This window comes from Streptosporangium album, assembly GCF_014203795.1.
GTDB classification, from domain to species: Bacteria; Actinomycetota; Actinomycetes; order Streptosporangiales; family Streptosporangiaceae; genus Streptosporangium; species Streptosporangium album.
Genome location: NZ_JACHJU010000001.1, coordinates 3,475,857 through 3,499,971, shown reverse-complemented (window position 1 = coordinate 3,499,971; position 24,115 = coordinate 3,475,857). Strand labels below are relative to the sequence as shown.

23 protein-coding genes and 1 pseudogene are annotated in these 24,115 nt (G+C 69.9%); 16 read left to right on the top strand and 8 right to left on the bottom strand.

Annotated elements, in window-relative coordinates:
• Window positions 1–149 precede the first annotated feature (149 nt).
• Window positions 150–1,162: pseudogene (locus tag FHR32_RS44435) on the top strand (serine/threonine-protein kinase).
• Here FHR32_RS44435 and FHR32_RS16755 read toward each other — a convergent pair.
• The 6 genes from FHR32_RS16755 to FHR32_RS16730 all read right to left on the bottom strand — a co-directional run bounded on the left by FHR32_RS16755 (window position 1,159) and on the right by FHR32_RS16730 (window position 4,952).
• Window positions 1,159–2,097: a hypothetical protein gene (locus FHR32_RS16755; RefSeq protein ID WP_184755163.1), complete on the bottom strand. Its 939-nt coding sequence runs from the start codon at window positions 2,095–2,097 to the stop codon at window positions 1,159–1,161. The pseudogene FHR32_RS44435 and the gene FHR32_RS16755 overlap by 4 nt on opposite strands.
• Window positions 2,098–2,250: 153 nt before the next feature.
• A complete protein-coding gene (gene nuoH / locus FHR32_RS16750) occupies window positions 2,251–3,207 on the bottom strand; it encodes an NADH-quinone oxidoreductase subunit NuoH (protein WP_376773370.1) in 957 nt (318 codons plus the stop codon).
• Between the two features lie 21 nt (window positions 3,208–3,228).
• Window positions 3,229–3,789, bottom strand: a complete 561-nt coding sequence (locus FHR32_RS16745) for an NADH-quinone oxidoreductase subunit C (protein WP_184755162.1) — start codon at window positions 3,787–3,789, stop codon at window positions 3,229–3,231.
• 20 nt (window positions 3,790–3,809) lie between these two features.
• Window positions 3,810–4,307, bottom strand: a complete 498-nt coding sequence (locus FHR32_RS16740; protein ID WP_184755161.1) for an NADH-quinone oxidoreductase subunit B — start codon at window positions 4,305–4,307, stop codon at window positions 3,810–3,812.
• 38 nt (window positions 4,308–4,345) lie between these two features.
• Entirely contained in the window at window positions 4,346–4,717 is a 372-nt protein-coding gene (locus tag FHR32_RS16735; protein WP_184755160.1) for an NADH-quinone oxidoreductase subunit A, read from the bottom strand.
• 67 nt (window positions 4,718–4,784) lie between these two features.
• Entirely contained in the window at window positions 4,785–4,952 is a 168-nt protein-coding gene (locus FHR32_RS16730) for a hypothetical protein (protein ID WP_184755159.1), read from the bottom strand.
• 49 nt (window positions 4,953–5,001) lie between these two features.
• Here FHR32_RS16730 and FHR32_RS16725 point away from each other — a divergent pair, with 49 nt between their 5' ends.
• The 11 genes from FHR32_RS16725 to FHR32_RS16680 all read left to right on the top strand — a co-directional run bounded on the left by FHR32_RS16725 (window position 5,002) and on the right by FHR32_RS16680 (window position 17,211).
• Window positions 5,002–6,417, top strand: a complete 1,416-nt coding sequence (locus FHR32_RS16725; RefSeq protein WP_184755158.1) for a polysaccharide deacetylase family protein — start codon at window positions 5,002–5,004, stop codon at window positions 6,415–6,417.
• Window positions 6,418–6,486: 69 nt separating this feature from the next.
• Complete coding sequence (locus FHR32_RS47265; protein WP_376773329.1) at window positions 6,487–6,576, top strand: putative leader peptide; 90 nt, start codon at window positions 6,487–6,489, stop codon at window positions 6,574–6,576.
• Window positions 6,577–6,834: 258 nt separating this feature from the next.
• Entirely contained in the window at window positions 6,835–8,688 is a 1,854-nt protein-coding gene (locus FHR32_RS16720; RefSeq protein ID WP_184755157.1) for a 2-oxoacid:acceptor oxidoreductase subunit alpha, read from the top strand.
• A complete protein-coding gene (locus FHR32_RS16715; protein WP_184755156.1) occupies window positions 8,681–9,727 on the top strand; it encodes a 2-oxoacid:ferredoxin oxidoreductase subunit beta in 1,047 nt (348 codons plus the stop codon). The genes FHR32_RS16720 and FHR32_RS16715 overlap by 8 nt, the downstream gene beginning before the upstream one ends.
• 179 nt (window positions 9,728–9,906) lie before the next feature.
• Window positions 9,907–10,881: an NAD-dependent epimerase/dehydratase family protein gene (locus FHR32_RS16710; protein WP_184755155.1), complete on the top strand. Its 975-nt coding sequence runs from the start codon at window positions 9,907–9,909 to the stop codon at window positions 10,879–10,881.
• 94 nt (window positions 10,882–10,975) lie between these two features.
• Window positions 10,976–11,641 (top strand): polysaccharide deacetylase family protein, encoded by a 666-nt coding sequence (locus FHR32_RS16705; RefSeq protein ID WP_184755154.1) that lies wholly within the window; start codon window positions 10,976–10,978, stop codon window positions 11,639–11,641.
• Window positions 11,642–11,693: 52 nt separating this feature from the next.
• Window positions 11,694–12,617, top strand: coding sequence for a glycosyltransferase family 2 protein (locus FHR32_RS16700; protein ID WP_184755153.1), 924 nt, complete (start codon window positions 11,694–11,696; stop codon window positions 12,615–12,617).
• Window positions 12,618–12,643: 26 nt separating this feature from the next.
• Entirely contained in the window at window positions 12,644–13,795 is a 1,152-nt protein-coding gene (locus tag FHR32_RS16695; protein ID WP_246466176.1) for a GNAT family N-acetyltransferase, read from the top strand.
• Between the two features lie 145 nt (window positions 13,796–13,940).
• On the top strand, window positions 13,941–15,257 hold the full coding sequence (locus FHR32_RS16690; protein WP_184755152.1) for a nucleotide sugar dehydrogenase: 1,317 nt from the start codon (window positions 13,941–13,943) through the stop codon (window positions 15,255–15,257).
• Window positions 15,247–16,425 carry a glycosyltransferase family 4 protein gene (locus FHR32_RS16685; RefSeq protein ID WP_184755151.1) on the top strand — a complete coding sequence of 393 codons (1,179 nt, stop codon included), beginning with the start codon at window positions 15,247–15,249 and terminating at the stop codon, window positions 16,423–16,425. Before FHR32_RS16690 ends, FHR32_RS16685 begins: the two co-directional genes overlap by 11 nt.
• A gap of 27 nt (window positions 16,426–16,452) precedes the next feature.
• Window positions 16,453–17,211 carry a methyltransferase domain-containing protein gene (locus tag FHR32_RS16680; protein WP_184755150.1) on the top strand — a complete coding sequence of 253 codons (759 nt, stop codon included), beginning with the start codon at window positions 16,453–16,455 and terminating at the stop codon, window positions 17,209–17,211.
• Window positions 17,212–17,302: 91 nt separating this feature from the next.
• Here FHR32_RS16680 and FHR32_RS16675 read toward each other — a convergent pair whose 3' ends face one another.
• Window positions 17,303–18,208, bottom strand: coding sequence for a glycosyltransferase family 2 protein (locus tag FHR32_RS16675; protein ID WP_184755149.1), 906 nt, complete (start codon window positions 18,206–18,208; stop codon window positions 17,303–17,305).
• A gap of 40 nt (window positions 18,209–18,248) precedes the next feature.
• Here FHR32_RS16675 and FHR32_RS16670 point away from each other — a divergent pair, with 40 nt between their 5' ends.
• From FHR32_RS16670 to FHR32_RS16660, 3 genes are all read left to right on the top strand, one after another.
• Window positions 18,249–18,812, top strand: coding sequence for a dTDP-4-dehydrorhamnose 3,5-epimerase family protein (locus FHR32_RS16670; protein ID WP_184755148.1), 564 nt, complete (start codon window positions 18,249–18,251; stop codon window positions 18,810–18,812).
• 6 nt (window positions 18,813–18,818) lie between these two features.
• On the top strand, window positions 18,819–19,721 hold the full coding sequence (locus FHR32_RS16665) for a right-handed parallel beta-helix repeat-containing protein (protein ID WP_184755147.1): 903 nt from the start codon (window positions 18,819–18,821) through the stop codon (window positions 19,719–19,721).
• Window positions 19,722–20,051: 330 nt separating this feature from the next.
• Window positions 20,052–21,734 carry a DUF4082 domain-containing protein gene (locus tag FHR32_RS16660; protein WP_184755146.1) on the top strand — a complete coding sequence of 561 codons (1,683 nt, stop codon included), beginning with the start codon at window positions 20,052–20,054 and terminating at the stop codon, window positions 21,732–21,734.
• A 168-nt stretch (window positions 21,735–21,902) separates the two neighbouring features.
• Here the strand turns inward: FHR32_RS16660 and FHR32_RS16655 are convergent, their stop codons facing one another.
• Window positions 21,903–22,790 carry a LysR family transcriptional regulator gene (locus tag FHR32_RS16655; protein WP_184755145.1) on the bottom strand — a complete coding sequence of 296 codons (888 nt, stop codon included), beginning with the start codon at window positions 22,788–22,790 and terminating at the stop codon, window positions 21,903–21,905.
• A gap of 80 nt (window positions 22,791–22,870) precedes the next feature.
• On the opposite strand from FHR32_RS16655, the gene FHR32_RS16650 reads away from it, so the two are divergent.
• Window positions 22,871–24,085, top strand: coding sequence for an MFS transporter (locus tag FHR32_RS16650; protein WP_184755144.1), 1,215 nt, complete (start codon window positions 22,871–22,873; stop codon window positions 24,083–24,085).
• Window positions 24,086–24,115 lie beyond the last annotated feature (30 nt).

The following is a 24,115-nucleotide window of genomic DNA, read 5'->3' as shown; positions in this document are numbered from 1 at the left end:
CAGCGCGGGGACCTACGGGGACTCCGAACTGATCCCGACCTGGCTGGAAGTCACGACGACGACCGGACTGTTCGGCAGCTGGCTCGGCGGCCTGGGCCACGCCCTGATCATCAGAGCCGCGGTGTTCCGGCCGCACCCGCGGCCGGGCCCTGCCCCCACCTCGGCTCCGGTTCCGGCTCCCGGCCGGTATCCGAGCCACGCGACAGGTCAGGCCCCGGCCCCGGCCCCGTTCCGGGTTCCGGCGCCGCCGTACTCACCCGGCCCCGGCGCCCCCTCCCCCATGCCGTACGCGACCGGCCTCGGCGCCCCCTCCCCCCCCGTCGCATCAGACCAGACCCGGCGCCTCCGCATACCGGCCCCAGACCCATCGCAACCAGGCCGAACGGACGCCTCAGGGCTGGCTGGGGCCGTACCGGCTCATCGGCACCCTGGGAAGAGGCGGCCAGGGAACAGTCCACCTCGCCCTCACCCCGCAGGGGCAGAAGGTCGCGGTCAAGGTCCTGCACGAGCACATCAACGGGGACCCGACGGTCCGGGAGCGGTTCCTGCGGGAGGTGGAGGCGACGCGCAGGGTGGCGACATTCTCCACCGCCCGGGTGCTCGATGTGAACATCAACGACGACCAGGCGTATGTCGTCAGCGAGTATGTGGACGGCACCTCCCTTGAACAGCTGGTCCGCGACCAGGGACCGCGCAACGAGGACGGGCTGACCCGGCTGGCGCTGGCCACGGCGGGCGCGCTGGCCGCGATCCACCGGGCAGGCGTGGTGCACCGCGATTTCAAACCGGCCAACGTGCTCATCGGCGCCGACGGGCCGCGCGTGATCGACTTCGGCATCGCCCGCGCCCTCGACCAGGTCACCGCGACATCGGGCGCCATCATGGGCACCCCGCCTACATGTCCCCCGAGCAGCTCGCCGGGAGCACCGTCGGCCCGGAGTCCGACGTGTTCAGCTGGGCGGCCACCATGATCTTCGCCGCCTCCGGCCGGGCGGCCTTCGGCGAGGACACCATTCCCGCCATCCTCAACAGGGTGATCAACCATCACCCCGACCTGTCGGCCCTGCCTCAGTCACTGCGCCCGCTGGCGGCCGCCTGCCTGCAGAAACAGCCCGGCAACCGGCCCACGGCCGCCGACGTCATGCTCAGGATCGTGAACTAGGGCACCGCGTCCCGGACCTGGGCCGTCAGGTCGAGATACTCCTCGCGGCTCAGCCTCCGGATTTCGAGCTCCAGGCCGTTCCGTGCGGCGAAGCGCTCCACTTCCTCAGGATCCCAGCGTCCGGGCAGGTGGAGGGCCTTCTCCCCGACGACCAGCCCGCTCACTCCGGACTCCACCGAATAGAGCGTCAACCGGGACGCGTCGATCTCGCGGGTCCTGCGCTCGGTCTCCAGCAGCAACCGGCTGTGGACGGCCACCAGGCGGCAGCGCGGATCCCCCCGCCGCCGCAGCACTCGGGCATCGGCGATCTGCCTGCGCGTCCGGCGCCGGCCGGTCCCGACGACGACGGCGGCACCGACGGCGGTCACCACGGCCAGGACCAGGGCCGCGATCCCGAGCAGCTTCATCCCCCAGGTGACGCCACGGCCGGGATCCGTCAGGTTGAGGACCACCAGGGCCGCGAAGGCGACGCCGTAGGCGAGCACCAGCCACATGAGCGCGTAGAGCAGCTGCTCGCGCCACCAGATCCTCGGCGAACCCATGGGGGGCCACAGGCTCCGCACGCCCGGCACACGGAGCCGGGGCAACGGCGAGGGCGGCCTGCCCCAGGTCACCACGTGCCACCCCGGCGACCTGCGGGCGAGCGCGATCCGGGCCTCCTCCCCCGTCGCGAACCGCCGCAGCTCGAACTGCAGGCCGTTCTCCCGCGCGAACGCCTCCACCTCGCGACGCGAGCGGGAACCGGGCGCCTCCATCATCACCAGGCCGGACTCGTCCAGCACCGCCAGGCCGTATCTCGTCCTGCCCCTGCCCGGATAGCCGAAGACGAGCAGGGTGCCCACCCGGTCCCGGCCGGCGAGCGGCAGCCGTACCGGCGGATGCTCCGGCACCTCGACGACCAGGTCGTCGTTCTTCACGGCGAGCGCGAGGGTCATGCGTTCCATCCTTGGCGTGTGATGTCACATATGGGTATTCCCCCTTGCCTGGCGCGCGCTTCGAACGTGCCGGGCGCGCACGCTTCGCCCCTGTTCCGTCCGGTACGGCGGAGCGCCGCCCGCCCCGTCCGGAGGTCACCGGCCGGGACCGGGTCAGCCCACGAGGACCTTGACGACTCCCGTCAGCGCGAGCTGGACCAGCGCCAGCGGCACCAGGACCACCCAGGCGAGCTTCTGGAGCTGATCCTCGCGGAGCCGCGGGAAGCTCACCCGGACCCAGATCACCACGAACACCAGGGCGGACACCTTGACGAGCATCCACAGGGGCCCCGGCAGCAGGGGCCCGTGCCAGCCCCCCAGGAACAGCACGCTGGTGAGCGCGGATATCACGATGATCCCGGCGTACTCGGCCAGCATGAACAGGGCGAACCTGATCCCGGTGTATTCGGTCAGCGGACCCATGATGATCTCGGAGTCCGCGATCGGCATGTCGAACGGCGGGCGGCGCAGCTCGGCGAGCCCGGCCATGAAGAAGATCACACCGCCGATGGCCTGCCAGGGCAGCCACCACCACTGCCAGGCCTCCACGATACCCGGCAGGGAGAGGGTGCCCGCCGCCATCGCGACGCTGGAGGCCGCCAGGACCAGCGGAAGCTCGTAGGACATGAGCTGGGCCGCCGAGCGGATCCCGCCCAGAACGGAATATTTGTTCCCCGAGGACCACCCGGCCATGATCGAGCCGAGCACGCCGATCCCCAACACGGCCAGGACGAAGAACAGCCCGGCGTCCAGGTCCGCCCCGACGAGTCCGGGACCGATCGGGATGACGGCCATCACCACGAGGTAGGGGATCAACGCCACCCCGGGTGCCAGGGCGAAGACCCGGCGGTCGGCGGCGGCCGGGATCACGTCCTCTTTCTGGACGAACTTGACTCCGTCAGCGATCAGCTGGGCCCAGCCGTGGAAGCCTCCGGCGTACATCGGCCCCAGCCGCGCCTGCATGTGCGCCATGACCTTGTGCTCGGCCTGCCCGGCGACCAGCGGCAGCACGAGGAAGACGACGACGATCGCGACGAGCCGGACGGCGACGTCGAGCACCCCGGCCATCACGTCCTCCAACCGTCGAGCACCTCAGCCATCACGCCCCCAGTCGGCGGGCACGCCGGGCGGGAGGGTCTTGCGGCGACCCGGCGAGCCGTGGTCGGACTCGCCGGGCTCCTTGGCCCCCGGCCATGCCTTGGCGACCCGGGCGGCCAGCACGAAGTCCTTGCGGAGCGGGAAGCCCTCGAAGCCGTCGGGCAGCAGCAGCGGGACCAGGTTGGGGTGACCTTCGAAGATCACCCCGAACATCTCGAAGGTCTCACGCTCGTGCCAGTCGGCGCCCCGGAACACGCCGACCGCACTGGGCAGGCGGGGGTCGGCGCGCGGAACCCGGGTGCGCAGCAGCAGGTGCCCGCGCGAGCCGAGGTCGAACACGTGGGCGACCACGAAGAATCCGTCCGGCGGGTCGTCCACCGCGGTCAGCCAGTCGAAGAACTCGTATCCCCCGGAGCGGGCGGACTCCAGCAGGTCGATCCAGTCGGTGCTCTCGACGTCGACCGTGACCTCGCCGAACGACTCCGACACCTGGGCGCGTGTGCCGTACCGCTCCTGGATGGCGGCGACATCGCCGCGCCCCTCACCGCCACCCATACGCTCGGCTCCTCATGGGGTCAGACATACCGGTCGCTCAGGTTCTCGGCGGCGATCTTCTCCTGGAGCATCATGATGCCGTGGAGCAGCGCTTCGGGCCGGGGCGGGCAGCCGGGGACGTAGACGTCCACCGGGATGATCTGGTCGACGCCCTTGGTGACGCAGTAGGAGTCCCAGTACGGCCCGCCGGAGTTGGAGCAGGCACCGAAGGAGATCACGTACTTCGGGTCGGGCATCTGCTCGTACAGCCGCTTGACCGCGGGAGCCATCTTGTCGGTCACCGTGCCTGAGACGATCATCAGGTCGGCCTGCCGGGGGCCGTTGGCGAACGGGATGACCCCGAACCTGATGAAGTCGTGCCGGCTCATCGAGGTCGCGATGAACTCGATGGCGCAGCAGGCCAGGCCGAAGTTGAACGCCCACAACGAGTAGCGGCGCCCCCAGTTGAGGATGAAGCGCATGGGTTTGGGAGCCAGCCGGGAGACCGGCCCCACCGTGGGCATCGGAAGGTCCGCCATGGCTCCCATTCTCCTCCTGCGGTCAGCGGTCCCGTCTCTCAGGTCCAGGTCAGCACGCGCTTGCGCCAGGCGTAGAGGATCCCGAGCGCGATGAAGCCCAGGAAGACGAGCATCTCCACCAGGGTGGTCATCCCGAAGCCGGGGGCGGAGAAGACCGTCGCCCACGGGAAGAGGAAGACCGCGTCCACCGCGAACACCACGTAGAGATAGGTGAAGACGTAGTAACGGATCTGGGACTGGGCCCAGTCGCCGCCGACCGGGTCGACGCCGCACTCGTAGGTCAGCAGCTTCTCGGGAGTGGGGCGACGGGGGCGGAGCAGCCGGTTGACGGACAGCGCCCCCGCGACGATCAGAACACCGATCGCCAGCAGCGCGAGGACCAGCCCGTAGGAGCCGAAATATCCGCTCATGGATGGATCCTCCCTGAGAGCCCCGCCGGACGGGCCTCTCTCCCTCGCCTACAGCAGTATCCGGCATTCACGTCACCCGGTGAAGCGGTTGCACCACCACGGCCAAAACCTCTTCCCGATTAGCCCCAAATACCGGCAAATAGGCACTTTTCACGTTTAAGGTTTCAAGCATGCCCAAATTGCGATTCGTCGGAGGAATCGCGCTGGTCACCGCCGTCGCCACAGGCTGCGGCATGACCACCCCTTCCCCCTTGGCGGAACCCCCTCTGCCCTCTGATCCCACGATGATCAACTACGTGGACCCGTCACGGGTCCACGGGCTGAGCGTCCAGGAACTGGACGGCGACGAGCACAGCGCCCGGCGCGTGCACGCCGTCTATCCGTCGGTCGCCGACGCCCCCCTCCTCACGGAGAAGCTCCGCCGGACGGTCGCCGCCCATCTCGACCGGTTCGACAAGGCCTCCGCCGCCGACACCTCACGCCCCCACTCCGAGTTCAACGTGGACTGGCAGCTCGCCGCCGCGTCCGACCAGGTGATCGGCGTCCGGCTCCGCATCGGCGAGCTCCTCCCGACCGGCTGGTCCGAGGAGCGCACCACCGTCTGGTACGACCGGGTGAACAGGCGCGCCCTGGACTCCGACGCCCTTCTCAAGAACGGCGCCGCGCTCGCCGAGCTGTCCCGGCTCGTCAAGGGGAGGCTGGGCGAGTGGGGATCGCGGGTGAGCCCACATGCGGTCGGAACGGATCCGAAGACGTTCGACTCCCTCAGCTTCAACCCGCGCGGCGAGCTCGTCGTGGAGTTCGACGACTCTCAGGTGACAGGAGGGTCCCTCGGCCGGGTGGCGGTCGCCATACCCGCCTCCGAGGCGGGGCCGCTGCTGTCGGCGACGGGGTTGCGGGCGCAGCAGGCGGCCGCGGCGACGCCGGAGACCCCCCCGGCGATGGGATCCACCGAGTCCCTCGAGTCCCTCAAGGCGGCGGACACGACCAAGCTCCCGGCGCAGAGCTCCAAGGCCGGCAGTGTGGACTGCGCGAAGGCCAAGTGTCTCGCGCTGACCTACGACGACGGACCAGGACCGGACACCGGACGGCTACTGGACATCCTCGCTCAGAAGGGCGCCAGGGCGACCTTCTTCACCGTTGGCACCAACGCCATGGCCCACCCCGAACTGCTCCGGCGGATGCGCCAGGAAGGCCATCTGGTCGCCAACCACACCTGGTCCCACCGCGATCTGACCGCCCTGCCCATCAACAAGATCGCGGATCAGCTCAAACGCGGCCAGTGCACCGTCACCCAGGCGATCTGGCAGGTCCCGACACTGATGCGCCCGCCGTACGGCGCGAGCGACGCCAAGGTCGCCGCTGTGGCGCGCGGGCTGGGTCTGTCGGTGGTCCGGTGGAACGTGGACGCCGAGGACCTGCGCACCTCCGACCCCGGGACGATCGCCGACCGGATCGTCTCCAGTGCCCGGCCGGGGGCGATCGTCCTCATGCACGACGTTCACGGCGCGACCGTCGACGCGACCCCCGAGATCCTGCGGCGCCTGCAGGCGAAGGGGTACACCCTCGTCACCGTCCCCGAACTGTACGGCTCGCGCGGCATGCAGCCCGGCAAGACCTACGATTCCGCCGCGTCCGACGCCAGCACCGGCACCGCCGGCAGCATCACGCGCGCGCTGGAGAAGCAGGCGATGCCATAACCTGCGACTATGAGCCCATAGCCGCAGGTTATGGGCCCGGATCCCGGACGAGACATATAATTGAGCATCGTGACGCCAACTGTCCTCTTCGGCCGCCTGCACGTTGACCTGTGCCGGCTCGCTGCCGGGCTGTGTCGGGCCAACCACTCACGATCGTGACTCCCACGTAGGCCGGGCCTCCGGCCGCACGCGTAACGCGTGCCCGGGCCCCGCTCCGCGGCCACCGAGAATGTGCGACATACGTCACATTCCTCCGCCGGGTGGAACGCGCAAGACACCACGTGAGACGTGGAAGTCACGCGTCACTCCGAAGGATCCGGCGATGCGAGAGATTACGCGTCACTCCAGGGGATCTAGCATGGAACCAACAACGCGCAACCAGCAACGGCGCCCTATCGCGTCGAGGAGGACCGAGCTGTGACCAAGCAGGTTCAGCAACTCGACCGCGTGATCATCCGGTTCGCCGGAGACTCCGGCGACGGCATGCAGCTCACCGGTGACCGCTTCACCGCCGGCACCGCGGAGTTCGGCAACGACCTGTCGACCCTTCCCAACTTCCCCGCCGAGATCCGGGCCCCCGCAGGGACCCTGCCGGGTGTGTCGAGCTTCCAGCTCCACTTCGCCGACCACGACATCCTCACGCCGGGCGACGCCCCCAACGTGCTGGTCGCGATGAACCCCGCGGCGCTGAAGGCCAACCTCGGCGACCTGCCGCGCGGGGCCGACATCATCGCCAACACCGACGAGTTCACCAAGCGCAACCTGCAGAAGGTGGGCTACGACGGCAGCCCTCTGGAGGACGACTCGCTCGCCGAGTGGCGCGTCCATCCGGTGCCGCTGACCTCGCTGACGGTCAAGGCGCTCGAAGGCTTCGCGCTGTCGAAGAAGGACGCCGAGCGGTCCAAGAACATGTTCGCCCTCGGGCTGCTGAGCTGGCTCTACCACCGGCCGACCGAGGCGACGATCCAGTTCCTGGAGAACAAGTTCGCCAAGAAGCCCGACATCGCCAAGGCCAACATCGCGGCCTTCCAGGCGGGCTGGAACTACGGGGAGACCACCGAGTCCTTCTCGGTCTCCTACGAGGTCAAGCCGGCCAAGCTGCCCCCGGGCGTCTACCGCAACATCTCCGGCAACCAGGCGCTCGCCTACGGCCTGATCGCCGCCTCCGTGCAGTCGAAGCTGCCGCTGTTCCTCGGTTCCTACCCGATCACCCCGGCCAGCGACATCCTGCACGAGCTGTCCAAGCACAAGCGGTTCGGCATCCGCACCTTCCAGGCCGAGGACGAGATCGCCGGCGTCGGCGCGGCGCTCGGCGCCGCCTTCGGCGGGGCGCTCGGCGTCACCACGACCTCCGGGCCCGGTGTGGCGCTGAAGGCCGAGACCGTCGGCCTGGCGGTGACCACCGAGCTTCCGCTGATCGTGGTCGACGTGCAGCGTGCGGGCCCGAGCACCGGCATGCCCACGAAGACCGAGCAGACTGACCTCCTCATGGCCATGTTCGGCCGTAACGGCGAGTCGCCGCTGCCGATCGTGGCGCCGTCCACCCCGTCCGACTGCTTCGACGCGGCCATCGAGGCGGCACGCCTCGCGGTGAAGTACCGCACGCCGGTCATGCTGCTGTCCGACGGTTATCTCGCCAACGGCTCCGAGCCGTGGAAGGTGCCCGGCGCGGCCGAGCTGCCCGACATCTCCGTCGCGTTCGCCACAGATCCCAACGACGAGGACGGGGTGACGTTCCTGCCGTTCAAGCGTGACGCCGAGACCCTGGCCCGTCCCTGGGCGATTCCGGGCACCGCGGGACTGGAACACCGGATCGGCGGCATCGAGAAGGCCGAGAACACCGGCAACATCTCCTACGACCCCAACAACCACGACCGGATGGTCCGGCTCCGCCAGGCCAAGATCGACGGGATCGCCCAGGACATCCCGCCACTGGAAGTCGACGACCCCGACGGCGACGCCCGCGTGCTGGTCCTCGGCTGGGGCTCGACCTACGGTCCGATCGCGGCGGCGGCCCGGCGGATCAGAAAGTCCGGCGGCAAGGTCGCCCAGGCTCACCTGCGGCACCTCAACCCGCTCCCGGCCAACACCGGCGACGTGCTGCGGGCCTACGACAAGGTGTTGCTCCCCGAGATCAACCTCGGCCAGCTCGCGCTGCTGCTCCGCGCCCGGTTCCTGGTCGACATCATCAGCTACAACCGCGTGCGCGGGCTTCCGTTCAAGGCCGAGGAGCTGGCCGGCGTGATCCAGGACGTGATCGACAGTGAGTGAGCTTACCAACGGCAGGGGCCTGTCCCTGGTCCCCAAGTCCGACGTCAAGCTGGGGATGAAGGACTTCAAGTCCGACCAGGAGGTCCGCTGGTGCCCGGGATGCGGTGACTACGCGATCCTGGCCGCTGTCCAGTCCTTCGTTCCCGAGCTCGGCCTCAGGCGCGAGAACATGGTGTTCGTCTCGGGCATCGGCTGCTCGTCCCGGTTCCCCTACTACATGGACACGTACGGGTTCCACTCGATCCACGGCCGTGCCCCGGCGATCGCGACGGGCCTGGCCGCCTCGCGTCCCGACCTGTCGGTCTGGGTGATCACCGGTGACGGCGACGCGCTGTCCATCGGCGGCAACCACCTGATCCACGCGCTGCGCCGCAACGTCAACCTGAACATCCTGCTCTTCAACAACAGGATCTACGGTCTGACCAAGGGCCAGTACTCCCCCACCTCCGAGGTCGGCAAGATCACCAAGTCCACCCCGATGGGCTCGCTGGACAAGCCGTTCAACCCGATCTCGCTGGCGATCGGCGCCGAGGCCTCCTTCGTGGCCCGGACCATCGACTCCGACCGCAAGCACCTGCAGTCGGTGCTGCGCGAGGCCGCCGAGCACCGGGGCACCTCGCTGGTCGAGATCTACCAGAACTGCAACATCTTCAACGACAACGCCTTCGAGCAGTTGAAGGACCCCGAGCAGCGTGACGACATCACGCTGCGCCTGGAGCACGGCCAGCCGATCGTCTCGGCCTCCAAGGCGGTACGGCGCGCGGCCGACGGCGGCATCGAGGTCGTTCCGAGGTCCTCGGTGAGCGAGGACGAGATCCTCGTCCACGACGCCCACCGCGCCGACCCGTCGCTGGCGTTCGCGCTGTCGCGGCTCGACGAGCCCGCCTTCGAGCACGTCCCGATCGGCGTCTTCCGGAGCGTGCAGCGCCCGTCCTACGACGAGCTGATGGCCACGCAGCTGGAGGAGGCCGTCGGTGAGCGCGGTCCGGGCGACCTGGACGACCTCCTGCTCGCCGGGGACACCTGGCGCATCGGCTGACGGGCCGAGACGACGACAACGGGGCCGCTCGTGTGAGCGGCCCCGTTGCTTTTTCCTGGGAGGAGCCGGATATCGGCTGCCTCGCCGCGTGCGACAAGGTATGAAATGCATGGGCCTATCTGCCAGGTATGCCGGCTAGAGCGTCCGAAACAACTCGTAGACACACGAGGAGAACGCCCGTGCTCACCGTCCCTGCGCCCGAAGACCCGCATGCCCCGGAACAGGAAGATGCCCGCTGGCACGGCTCTCGTGTGCTGGTGACAGGTGCCACCGGGTTCATCGGAGCCCATCTGGTGCGGCGTCTGGGCTCGCTCGGAGCCCAGGTGCACGCCGTCAGCCGGCGCCCTCACGCGAGGACCGGCCAGGGCGCGAACTGGCACGTCGCCGATGTCGGCGACGCGGACGCCATCGAGGACCTCGTCCGCTCCACCCGCCCCGCCGTCGTGTTCCACCTCGCCAGCGAGGTCGCCGGCGCCAGGGAGCCACGGCTCGTCCGGCCGATGCTGCAGAGCAACCTCGCCAGCGTGGTCAACCTGCTGGCCGCGGTCGCCGACACCCCGGGCACCCGGGTGGTGCTCGCCGGGTCGCTTGAGGAGCCCCGGCCGGGCGAGGGTGAGGCGGCGCCGTCCTCGCCCTACGCGGTCGCCAAGTGGGCCGCCAACGGCTACGCCCGGATGTTCCATCACCTCTGGGACATCCCCGTGACGACCCTGCGCATCGGGATGGTCTACGGACCGGGTCAGCGCGACACCAGGAAGCTGGTGCCCTACGTGACGCTCTCGCTGCTCCGAGGCGAGGCGCCCAGCCTCAGCAGTGGAACGCGCCAACTCGACTGGGTGTATGTCGACGACGTGGTCGAGGCATTCCTCGCCGTGGGCAGGTCCGCCGAGGCGGCCGGTCTGAGCCTCGACATCGGCACGGGCACACGGACGTCCATCCGGGACACCGTGGAGCTGCTGGGCCGGGTCATCGGCAGCTCGCTGCGCCCCCGCTACGGCGCGCTCGAAGACCGCCGGCTGGACAGCGCCCGGATCGCCGACATCGCTCCCGCCGCCGAGGTGCTCGGGTGGCGTCCCGTCACCGGGCTGGAGGAGGGCCTCGGGCTGACCGCGGCCTGGTACGCCGACCGCCTGCGGCGCGACGCGCTGCTGTAACGGGACGCGGCGGGATCCGATAACAACGGAAGAGCCGGATATCGCGCCCGGGCCCCTCGCGTGACCGGGCGCCGGGCCGGAAACGAGGACGCTGGTGGATTCGGTCGTCAACCTCACGGTGCACGGGATCGGTCCGACCGGCCGCGAGCTCGACCCGGGTGAAGACACGACCTGGGTCGGCGTCGAGCAGTTCGAACGGGTCCTCGACGCGGCGGTGGGCCGTCAGGACGTCCGCATCACCTTCGACGACGGCAACGCCTCAGATGTGGAGATCGCCCTCCCGCGGCTGCTCGAACGCGGCCTCACCGCGGAGTTCTTCGTACTGGCCGGGCTTCTCGGCGAGCCGGGCAGGCTGGACGCCGACGGCGTGCGGGAGCTGGTGGCGGCGGGCATGCTGGTCGGCTCGCACGGCTGGGCGCACCGCGACTGGCGACGGCTGGACGGAGGTCAGGCGGAGGAGGAGATCGCCGACGCCCACCGGCTCCTCAGCGAACTGACCGGACGACGGGTGTCGAGGGTGGCCATCCCGTTCGGCTCCTACGACAGGCATGTGCTCGGCAGGCTGAGGCGGGCGGAGGTGACGCGCGCGTACACCAGCGACGGCGGTCGCGCCCAGCCGGGCTCCTGGCTGCAGCCACGCAACAGCCTGCGCCACGACATCGACGCCACCTGGGCCGCACAGGTCATGGACGGAACCCCGCCACTGCCGCTCCGCGTCCGCCGGATCGCCGCACGGGCGTTCAAACGTGCCCGAGGCTGAGCGGGATTTGGAACGTGGTAACGACATCCCCGTACCCGACGATGACGAATATATGACGCCTGGTACCCCCCGGATCGCCGTAGTGATCGTTACGTACAACAGTGCGGAGGTACTCGGAGGCTGTCTGCGTTCCCTCCTCGACGGTTCGCGGGGCGTGCGCCTCGAAGGCGTCGTCGTGGCCGACAACGCCTCGAAGGACGACTCCCTCAGGATCGCCGAGAAGGCGTCCGGTCTGCCGCTCCAGACCGTCCAGCTCGGCCGGAACGCCGGTTACGCGGCAGCGGTCAACGCGGGCGTCGAGGCACTGGACATCCAGCAGCTCGATGCGGTGTTCGTGATCAACCCCGACTGCAGGTTGCACCCGGGCGCGCTCGCCCCACTCGCCGACGCCCTGCGGCAGCCGGGGCGCGGCATCGCCGTACCCCGCCTGACCAATCCGGACGGCAGCCTGCAGCCCTCTCTGCGCAGGACGCCCACCGTGCGCAGGGCGCTGGCGGAGGCGGTGATCGGCGGAGATCTCGCCGGCCGGATCGGCACCCTGGGCGAGCTGGTCACCGACCCTCGGGAGTACGAACGGCCGGGCGCCGCGGCATGGGCGACGGGCGCGGCCATGCTCGTCTCCACCGACGTCATCAGGGAGATCGGCCCGTGGGACGAGTCCTTCCTGCTCTACAGCGAGGAGACCGAATTCGCGCTCCGTGCCGCCGACCGCGGCTGGGCGCTCTGGTACGAACCGGCATCCGTGGTCGAGCACATCGGCGGCGACTCGGGAGTCAACCCGACTCTCGCCGCGCTGCTCATCGTCAACAAGGTGAAGCTGTTCCGCCGTCGCCGGAGCACACCGGCGGCGTTCGTCTACTACCTGGCGGTCGTCCTCGGCGAGGGGCTGCGGGCGCTGGCTGGGCGCCGTACGTCAAGGGCGTCGGTCGTGGCGCTGCTGCGGCCGTCGCGCCGGCTCCAGAAGCTCGCGGATTGACCCGGCCGCCGATGAGGGGAACGACGATGAGCATGCCCGCCAACGAGGAGTCCGGCGAGCCTGGCGCCTCCATCCCCTCCCGGCCCGTGACGGCCCGGAGGACACAGACGGCGCAGGCCGTACAGACGGTGCGGACCGTGGGGTTCGGCGCGCTCACCGCGGAGGAGCTGGACGCCTGGCACCTGCTCCGCGCGGCCAACCCCCTGCTGGACAGCCCCTACTTCCACCCCGGCTTCGCCGCGGCCGTACACGCCGGCGGCCGTGAGGTGCGGGTCGCCGTGGGCAGGGACCAGGCGGGCGGCGTCCGCGCTCTGCTGCCCCACCACCGCGAGCGTTCGCTGACCAGGCCCGCGGGCTGGCCTGCTGCGGACTTCCAGGGGCCCGTACTCGCCCCCGGCTCCTCCTTCCCTCCGCTGGCGCTGCTCACCGGCGGGGTGCGCGGCTTCGCGTTCGACCATCTGGTCGAGGGCTGCGCGGACTTCGAGCCCTGGGTGGAGTCCCGGTGCCCGTCACCGTTCCTGGACGTCTCCGGCGGCTTGGAGGGATATCTGGGCCGGGCGTCGCGGAGCGGCAAGGACAACATGGGCCAGGCCCGCCGCCGTGCCGCGAAGGCCGAGCGGACCCACGGCACGGTGCGGTTCGTCGCCGACGCGGTCGACACGGAGCTTCTGAGCCGGGTGGTCGAGCTCAAACGCGCGCAGTACGCCGCCACGGGCGCCAGAGACTACTTCGCCGAACCGGACCGCCATGATCTGTTGACCCGGCTGCTGCATACCCGCGACTCCTCATTCGGGGGAATTCTGTCCACTTTGCATGCCGGCCCCCATCTGGTCGCGGCGCATTTCGGAATTCGGTCGGAAAATGTCCTGCATTGGTGGTTTCCGGTCTACGATCCGGCCTTCGCGGGGCTCGCCCCCGGATGGATGTTGCTGCGCGAGCTCGCCACCGCGGCTCCGGCCCTGGGTATCACGCGCATCGACCTCGGGCGGGGTGACGACGAGTACAAACGGCGGGCCAAGACCGGTGAGACCCAGGTGTGCCAGGGGATCGTGACCAGGAGTTCGGCGCGGCAGGCGTTGCGGCGGGCGCGGGACTCCATGGTCACCACGGCGAAATCCTCCGCACTCGGCCCTAGTTTGCGACATATTGCACGAAAATTCCGCACCTTCAATCGATAATCGCGACCGGCCCGCCGGGGGAGCACTTCTCGAAATCGTAACGATCGAAAGAAATCACCCGACTAACGGGTGAGTCGGGCGAGGCTTAGCAAAGCGCCTCCTACCCCGCAACCAGCCGGCAAGTGATGCGATGGAGGCAGCGCACGTGAGAATCAGTGTGTTCGGGCTCGGCTATGTCGGTTGCGTCTCCGCGGCCTGTCTCGCGGCCAGCGGCCACGAGGTGATCGGGGTCGACGTCAATCCCACCAAGATCGACCTCATCTCCCGGGGTCAGGCGCCGGTCGTCGAGGAGCGGATCGGCGAACTGACCGCCGAGGTCGTACGGAGCGGAGCCCTGCGGGCCACCACCGACGTCGCCGAAGCGGTCGACTCGACCGACATCTCGCTGATCTGCGTGGGCACGCCGTCCGCGCCGAACGGCAGCCTGTCCACCACCTACCTGGAGCGGGTGGCCGAGCAGATCGGCCACGTGCTGGCCGGCAAGAGCGACCGGCACACGATCGTCTTCCGCAGCACCATGCTCCCCGGCACCTGCGCCGACCTGCTCATCCCGATCCTTGAGCGGGCCTCGGGGCTGCGGGCCGGGACCGGCTTCGGCGTGGCGGTCAACCCGGAGTTCCTGCGCGAGGGCACGAGCGTGCGCGACTTCTTCGAGCCGCCCAAGACCGTCATCGGCGAGTTCGACATCGCGAGCGGCGACGCGGTCGCCGCTCTGTACGACGGCATTCCGGGTGAGGTCTTCCGGGTCCCCGTGGCGGTCGCCGAGATGACCAAGTACGCCGACAACGCCTTCCACGGCCTGAAGATCAGCTTCGCCAACGAGATCGGGGCGATCTGCCAGGCGATCGGGCTGGACTCGCACCGGGTCATGGACGTCTTCCTCGCCGACCGCAAGCTCAACATCAGCCCGGCCTACCTGCGGCCGGGCTTCGCCTTCGGCGGCTCGTGCCTGCCCAAGGACCTCCGGGGACTGGTGTACGCGGCCCGGCGGGCCGACGTGTCGGTGCCGCTGCTCTCGCACGTCCTGCCCTCCAACGAGGACCACCTGCGACGCGCCTTCGAGCTGGTGGCGGCGGCCGGCAGCCGCCGGATCGGGCTGTTCGGGCTGTCGTTCAAACCGGGCACCGACGACCTGCGGGAGAGCCCGCTGGTGGAGCTGGCCGAACGTCTCCTCGGCAAGGGGTACGACCTGCGCATCTACGACGCCAACGTCTCCCTGTCACGCCTGATGGGGGCGAACCGCGAATACATCGAGAGCAGGCTGCCGCACCTGGGCGACCTGCTGAGCACCTCCGCCGACGACGTGCTCGCGCACGCCGACGTGTGCGTCGTCGGCTGCAAGGACCCGGCCGTGCTGAGCGCGCTCGACGGCGCGGGCGACCGCACGATCATCGACCTCGTCCGCCTTCCCGACGCCGACACGCGCCGGGCACATCCTGGATACGTGGGCCTTGGCTGGTAAAGCACTCATTCTCGTCGAGAACCTCTCCGTACCGTTCGACCGCCGGGTGTGGCAGGAGAGCACCACGCTGCGTGACGCCGGCTGGGACGTACACGTCATCTGCCCCCGGGGAGCCAAGCGGGACACCGAGCCGTACGTCGAGATAGACGGGGTGAAGATCCACCGCTACCCGCTCCGGGCGGCGACCGGTGGCCCGCTCGGCTACCTGCAGGAGTACGGCTCGGCGCTGTGGCACACCTTCCGGCTCGCCCGGCGGATCGGACCGGTGGACGTCGTGCACGCGTGCAACCCGCCGGACCTGCTGTTCCTCGTGGCGAGAATGCTCAAACGGCGCGGGGCGCGGTTCGTGTTCGACCAGCACGACCTGGTGCCCGAGCTCTATCTGTCCCGGTTCGATCGCGGCGAGGACTTCCTCTACCGCGCCGTCTGCCGGCTGGAGCGGCTCACCTACCGGGCGGCCGACGTGGTCATCGCGACCAACGAGAGCTACCGCGAGGTCGCGATCACCAGGGGCGGCAAGCGGCCCGGAGAGGTGTTCGTGGTGCGCAGCGCACCGGCGGTCGAGCGGTTCCACCGGGTCCCCGTCGAAGAGTCGATCAAACGGGGGAAGCCGCACCTGCTCTGCTACCTCGGGGTGATGGGCCCGCAGGACGGCGTGGACTACGCGCTGCGGTCGCTGGCCAGCCTCCGCGACGACCTGGGCCGCACGGACTGGCACGCGGTGTTCGTCGGGGGCGGCGACACCTTCGAGGACATGGTCGCGTTCTCCCGCGAACTGGGCCTGTCGGACTCGGTCGAGTTCACCGGCCGGATCCCGGACGAGGACCTGCTGCGCTACCTGTCCGCCGCGGACGTCTGCCTGGCTCCGGACCCGCTCAACCCACTCAACGACGTGTCCACCATGAACAAGATCATGGAGTACATGGCGATGGCCCGCCCGATCGTCTCCTTCGATCTCCGGGAGGCGAGGGTGTCGGCCGGAGACGCCGCGGTGTACGCACCGGCCAACGACGAGCCGGAGTTCGCCAAGCTGATCGCCCGGCTGCTCGACGATCCGCAGGAACGCCGCAGGATGGGCGAGGCGGGCAAGGCCCGGGTCACCGGCCCGCTGTCGTGGGAACGCTCCAGGGTCGCACTCCTGGCCGCCTACGAGGCGGCCTGTTCCTGACGTCCGAGCGAGAAAGGAGCGAACACCGTGAGCGTCCTCATCGAGACCGCCGTCACCACGGAGATCGCCTCCCTGTTGGAGAGCTGCACCGACACGGTCACGGCCGCCGCCGCCGGACTGCCGGAGGGACTGCGGCGGTCCTACAGATGGCTGCGCCGTACCACCGGACAGCTCCTGTTCGAGCGCCGGTACGGAGTACGGACCTCGGAGGTCGTGAGCCTCGCGGAGTTCGGGCTCGCGCGGCAGGACAGGGTCTACTACTCGGCGGCGAACTGGCAGACCCTGCGACGCGCGCTGCCCCGGCGCGACGTCGGCGAGCACGACGTGTTCATCGACCTCGGCTCCGGCATGGGGCGCATGGTGCTGGAGGCGGCGGCTCGCTATCCGTTCAGGAAGGTGATCGGTGTCGAGCTGTCCGAGGAGCTCAACGACATCGCGCGGAAGAACATCGCGGGCACCCGCCTCCGCCTGCGCTGCGAGGACGTCCACCTCGTCCAGTCGGATGTGCTCGACTACGAGATCCCCGACGATGTGAGCGTGGTGTTCCTCAACAACCCCTTCCGGGGTGACACCTTCGCCGCCACGATCGAGAGGCTGATCGCGACCGTGGACCGGAACCCGCGCGCGGTCACGGTGATCTACTTCAACCCGGTCGAGGAGGAGCTCCTGCTCGGCACCGGCCGATTCCGGCACCTGCGCACGGTGACGCTGGGGCGTAAGGCCGCGCAGGACGGCCCCTTCGGCTCGGTCCGGGTGTATGCGATCACCGAGCGGGCCGGTGCCTGACCCCACCGGCCGCGGGAGCGGCGGGCCGCCTCGCCGTACCGGCCGGGCGGCCGTCGTGGCCGGGACCAGCCCTTCGGCGGGCCCGCACGGACTATCCGCCCGCCTGGGACCGGCTGCCGGTGTCGGCGCCCCACGCCACCTGACCACCACGCGAGGCACGCATCCGGGTCAACGCCCGGTCCATGAGCAGGACGGTGAGGTAGCAGCCCGCGTCGAGCGGGCTCACCTTCCGCCTCGCCACGAGGGTGCCCAGGGAGCTCAGCCGCAGGCGTCCCTCCGCGGCGGACCGGCCCAGCTCGGCGAGCTGCCGGTTGCCCAGGCGCACCCTCACCCGCCGGTTCAGGTGCGCCGAGATGGTCCTCGCCGGACGCACCAGCGACTGTGCCCCGGTCACCACCACCCGCTCGTGAGGAGCGAAGCCGCCGTGCGCCCAGCCGTCGTCGGAGATCACATCCGGCAGCGGGAAGACCCTGGCGTGGCCCCGCTCGGTGAGGACGTAGACCCCCACCCCCGCCAGCGCCCGGAACGGCGCGATCAGCTGGTCGTGCACCTTGTGCATGCGCCGGGCCACCCAGCCGACCCCGTCCAGGTCCCAGACGGGGACGGGGGCGCAGGCGAGCACGCCGGGCCGCTCGGCGGCGGCGACGAGCGCGCGCACCGAGGCGGCGCCCAGCTCGACGTCTGCGTCCAGATACACCCGGGGAAAGGTCCGGCAGGTCCCGTCGCCGAGCCGCAGCGCGTTGGCCTTACCCGGCACCGGCGTCTCCACGACGCGGACACCGGCCTGCCTGGCGACCTCCGCCGTGCGGTCGGAGCAGGCGTTCGCCACCACCACCACGTCGAACTCGCCCGGGACCGTTCCCGCGAGCAGGCGTCGCAGGCCGCCCGCGATGACGGCTTCCTCGTTGTGCGCGGGCACGACGACGCTGGCGATCGGCTGCCGCCCATCAGCCCGCCCGGACTTCGGTGGAACGTGCTCATCCGCAGCGTCGTTCACGCCGAACGCCTCCCGACCACCGTGAGAAAAGGCTGACGAGTTGAGAGTAGAACGAAGCAAAATCGACGGCGTGCTGTTGTTCATACCGACGCCACACCGTGACGACCGGGGACTGTTCACCAGGACCTTCGACACCGCCGCGGCGGAGGAGTCCGGGCTGGACCCCGCGCGCTTCGTGCAGGACAGCCAGTCCCGCTCGCGGCGGGGGACGGTCCGCGGGATGCACGGCCGCGCCGGACGGGGTGAGGCCAAGCTGGTGCGCTGCGCGCGTGGAGCGGTGCACGACGTGCTGGTCGACGCCCGTCCCGGCTCGCCCACCTTCGGCGAGCAGACCTCCGTCCTGCTCGACGACGAGTCGTTCGTCACCCTCTACGTGCCACCGGGGCTGTTGCACGGATTCCAGGCCCTGACCGAGCAGACCGACGTCTGCTACCGCATCGACCGGGAGCACGACCCCGCCGAGGACCTCTCCGTCCGTTACGACGATCCCGGGCTGGGAATCCACTGGCCGCTTCCGGTCTCAGCGATCAGTGAGCGGGATCTTTCCGCTGGATCATGGGCACAATTGCGGGATCGGCTCTGCCGTCCCGACGCGATGGAGTGAACGACGATGCGATGGGTCAGTCTGCTCGCTGCCGTCTCGGTGGTCACCATGACGTTCCTGGCGGGATGCACGTCCTCTCCGGCCGGGGGCCCGACGAGCACGCCCACCCGATCCCCCGGTCAGCCCACCGTCGGAGCCGGCAGATGTCCCGGATATCCGACCCCGGCCTGCACCGGAGTGCCGCCCGGCACCAAGCTGACCGTGACGGCCCTCAACGAGGGCGGCGCCGCCTACCGGGTGCGGACTCCCGGCACCGTGCTGGACGGCGTGCACATCCCCGGTGACCTGCTCGTCCACGCCGACGACGTCACGATCAGGAACAGCCGGATCGACGGGATCGTGATCAACGCCGACGGGCCCAGGACCTTCCGGTTCACCATCACCGACTCCACCGTCGGGACCGCGAAGCGCTGCCAGACCCTCCCCGGCATCGGGCAGGACAAATACACCGCCACCCGGGTGCTCATCCGCGGTCACGGCGACGGCTTCCGCGCAGCCGGAGACGACGTCACGATCCGGGACTCCTACGTCGACCTGTGCTCCAACCCGGGCGACCACTCCGACGGCATCCAGACCTACAACACCGGCAAGGGCCTGATCTTCGACCACAACACCGTCGACCAGCGCCACGCCAAGGACATCACCGCACCGATCTTCCTCGTCGACAAGCAGATCGTCGACGCCGCCGTCACCAATAATCTGATCATGGGCGGCACCTACAGCATCCAGCTGAGAAACGGACGCGGAAAGCTCGTCATGCGCGGCAATAAACTGGTCGACAAATCCTGGGTTTACGGTCCGGTCGATTCTGAGTGCAAGGTGATCGACTGGGCGGACAACTGGCTGGTGACGATCGACGAGAACTACGGTGTCACCTCGACCGTCGGCCCGCTGGCCTGCGCGGGCTGACCGCATAATTGATTTATCCCGTTGTTGGCATATTGGCCTGCATGCCCCGCCGTGACCGAAGAGCCAGTAAGCGACATACCAGACAATCGTTAGTTGATAACACTTCTGGGCAATACCCGCGAAACTGATGCGTCCCTATGACCTCAACCGCAACAATGGCCTCTGCGCGAGGACCAAACGGACACATTGTCAAGCCGACCGCAAATCGGCGCGGAGGTCAGAGAAATGGCCAGTGCACACTCCCCACGCCGTGGTGGAAAAAGCGAGGGCGGGTTACCCCGCCGCCGGCGGTCGCGCTCGGGGCCGGCAACAGCCCTGATCGTGGCCCTTGTGGCGGTATCCGCACCCACTGTCTGGTTCATCACCCGCGGCGACGTCACCGTTGAACAGGCGGCCGCAGCCCGGCCCGCACCCGCCGCCGAGCCGCAGGAGCCCAAGGAGACGAGCTTCTGGTCGCCGAGCACCGAGGTGAAGGCCGCATCACACGCCGACCGCGCCCCCGTCGAGCTGGGGATGCGCTTCACCGCCGCCCAGAGCGGCGTGGTGACGGGCGTCCGCTTCTACAAGGCCCGCGGCGACAAGGGCAGGCACACCGGAAGCCTGTGGAACGCGGACGGCAGACGGCTGGCGGGCGTCACCTTCGCAGGAGAGAGCGGGTCGGGCTGGCAGGAGGCCCGCTTCGCCTCGCCGGTACGGCTGGCGGCCAAACAGCTCTACACGGTCTCCTACCACAGCGAAGACGGCAACTACGTGGGCAGCAGGGGCTTCGACACCGCCCGGTCGGGTCCGCTGGCCACAACGTCCCGCAACGCGGGAGTGTTCGGGTACGGCCACAGCGCCTTCCCCCGCCGGTCGAACCCCAAGGGCTACAACTACTGGGTGGACGTGATCTTCCGCTGGCGCCACCGGCCCCCGACACCGGTCCCCACCGGCCCGCCCGCGTCGCCGTCGGCGACGCCCACCGAGGACCCGGACCGGACGCCGAGCCCCAGCGCCACCGCCGGCCCGGACCAGACGGCGGAGCCGAGCGCCACGCCCAGCCCGACCGGCACTCCCGGTCCCAGCCCCACCAGGACCGGCATTCCCGCCCCCGAGCCGACCGGGACACACACTCCCAAACCGACCGGGACACACAGCCCCAGCCCCACCAGGACCGATGATCCCGGTCCCGCCCCGACCACGCCCCCTGCGCCGAAGCCGACACTGACCGCCGGACCGACGCCGACCCTCGAACCGGGCGGCAGCGGTTGCGCGGGCTACCCGACCCCGGCCTGCACCGGCGTGCCGCCCGGCACCAAACTGGCCATGAGCGCCCTCAACGAGGACGGCACCGCCTACCGGGTGACCACGCGGGGCGCCGTGCTGGACGGCGTGCACATCCCCGGTGACCTGCTGATCAACGCAGACGATGTCAGGGTCAGCAACAGCCAGATCGACGGACGTGTCATCAACGCCGACGGGGACGACACCTTCTCGTTCACCATCACCGACTCCACCGTCGGGACCGCGAAGCGCTGCCAGACCCTCCCCGGCATCGGGCAGGACAAATACACCGCCACCCGGGTGCTCATCCGCGGTCACGGCGACGGCTTCCGCGCAGCCGGAGACGACGTCACGATCCGGGACTCCTACGTCGACCTGTGCTCCAACCCGGGCGACCACTCCGACGGCATCCAGACCTACAACACCGGCAAGGGCCTGATCTTCGACCACAACACCGTCGACCAGCGCCACGCCAAGGACATCACCGCACCGATCTTCCTCGTCGACAAGCAGATCGTCGACGCCGTCGTCACCGACAACCTCGTCATGGGCGGCACCTACAGCATCCAGCTGAAGAACGCGCGCGGGAACCTGGTCATGCGCGGCAACAGGCTGGTCGACAGATCCTGGATCTACGGGCCCGTCGAGGCCGACTGCGCCACCATCAAGTGGGCCGACAACTCACTGGTGACCATCGACGCCGACTACCGCATCACCTCGACCGTCGGCCCCCTGCCCTGCATGAGCTGACAGGGAAAGCCGGGGCGACCGACGTCGACCACACGCCGCCGAGCCTGGGCACAGCGCCCCGGCCCGGCGGCCACGCGGAGCGCTGAGACATCGAGGACGGCGGCGTCCACGGGCTCAGGATCGGCAGCGACGGGTAAGGCTCGGCGGGACGCGCCCTCGGCAAGGAGATCACGGGCATGCCCCCTGCCCGCCGGACGCGACGAGGTGCCGCACGAACATCGCGGTCGCCGCGGTAGGGATCGGCGACCCGTTCCACGCCAGCCCGATGGGACGCCGCTGCCCCGAAGCGAGCGGGCGGTAGACGGGGTCGTCGTGTTCCAGCACGGCCGGTAGCGGCAGAACCCCCACCCCGAGCCCCGCCCCGATGAGGCCGCGCACGGTGGCGATCTCCTCGCTCTCGAACGCGATGACCGGTTCGAACCCGGCCTCCCGGCACAGCCCGTCGATGACCTTCCGCAGGTCCGTGGTGCGGGCGAAGGCGATGAACGGCTCCTCGCGCACGTCCGCGAGCGTCAGCCCCTCGACCGGGGCGAGCGGGTGACCGGCCGGCAGGGCGACGCAGAGCTGCTGCTCGCGCAGAGGATGCCAGCGCGTGCCGTCCCCCTCGGGCGGCGGGGTGACCAGGGCGACGTCGATGTCGCCGTGGTGAAGCCAGGCGAACAGCTCCCTGGCGAAGCCCTGGTGCAGCTCGAAACGGATTCCCGGGGCGACGGCCCGGAGGTCGCGGAGGATCTCAGGGACCAGCCAGCGGCCCACCGAGTGCAGGAACCCCAGCCTGATCAGCCCGGAGTCGGGGTTGACCAGCGCGTCGATGCGCCGGCGGGCGCCGTCCAGCTCGGCGACGGCCCGGACGGCGTGCTCGCGGAACAGCGCGCCGAACCGGTTGACGGCGAGCCGGCGCCCGCGCCGGTGGAACAGCTCGACGCCCAGGTCGGCCTCCATCCGGGCGAGCGCCCGCGACAGCGTGGACTGGTTGACGCCCTCGATCGCCGCGGTGTCACGCATGTGCTCCGTGTCACATAACGACAGGAACCAGCGCAGGGTCTGCAGGTCCATACAGGGATGATGCAATTCGCGCATCAGCACTGTCAAATGCTGCATTTGGAGCATCAGCGTGGGCGGGCCACGATCGGAGCGTGACCGCCATCCATACACGCCAGGCCGTCGCGTCCGAATACCAGCCGGGCGAGCGCGCCTACAGCCGGATCACGACCGGGCTGATGCTCGGCGGGCTGGCGAACTTTCTCGCCCTCTACCACGTCCAGCCGCTGCTCCCCGGCATAGCGGTCGCCTACCGGGTGTCGGCGTCGGAGGCGACCGCGGTGCTGTCGCTGTCCACGATCACGATGGCCGTGGCGCTGCTGTTCATCGGCCCTCTCTCCGACGCCGTGGGCCGGGTGCCGATCATGCGGATCTCCCTGGTCGGCTCGGCCGTGCTGGGTCTGGCGGCCGCATTCGCACCGACGTGGAACAGCCTGCTGGTCCTGCGCGGCCTGGAGGGCATGGCGCTGGCCGGGCTGCCCGCAGTGGCGATGGCCTATCTGCGAGAGGAGATCCATCCGGCCGCGCACCTGCGCGCGAACGCCACCTACATCATGGGGACGGCCCTCGGCGGGGCGGCGGGACGGCTGCTGCCCGGACCGTTGGAAGCGCGCTGGGGCTGGCACGGGGCCGGCGCCGTCATCGGCGGCATCACGCTGCTGTGCGCGGTCGGTCTGTGGGTGCTGGTGCCACCCTCCCGGCGGTTCGAGCGCTCCCGGCCGCGTGGGCTGGCCCGCAATACCGCGCTGACCCTGCGCGATCCTGCCCTGGTGCTGCTGTGCCTGGTCGGAGCGGCCACGATGGGGGCGTTCGCCGGGCTCTACAACGCGCTGTCCTTCCGGCTGCAGGCGGCGCCGTACCTCATGGGCGAGGCCGCCACGCTGGTGTACGCGGCCTACCCGTTCGGCATCACGGCACCGCCCGTCGCCGGGCGGCTGGCGCTGCGGCGGGGACGCGGCCCGGTGGCCCTGCTGGGCGTGGCCCTGCTGCTCACGGGGATCCTGCTCACCGCCGCGCCGGGGCTGCCCGCGATCGTCGCCGGGGTCGGCGTGCTGACCTTCGCCTTCCTCGGTACGCACTCGCTGGTCAGCGGCTGGGTGGCGGGCCGTGCGCACCGCGTCGGCGTGGGGGTGGGGCAGGCCTCGGGGCTCTACCTTCTCGCCTACTATGCCGGGAGCTCGGCGTTCGGGGCGCTGGCCGTCTACCTGTGGCAGACGGGAGGGTGGTCCGGCGTGATCGTCATCTCGTCCGTCCTGACCGTCACGGCCGGGGGCCTCGTGCTCCTGGCCCGCCGCTTCGACACCCCGTGAGGTCCGCACCGTACCCACAGCCATCGCCCA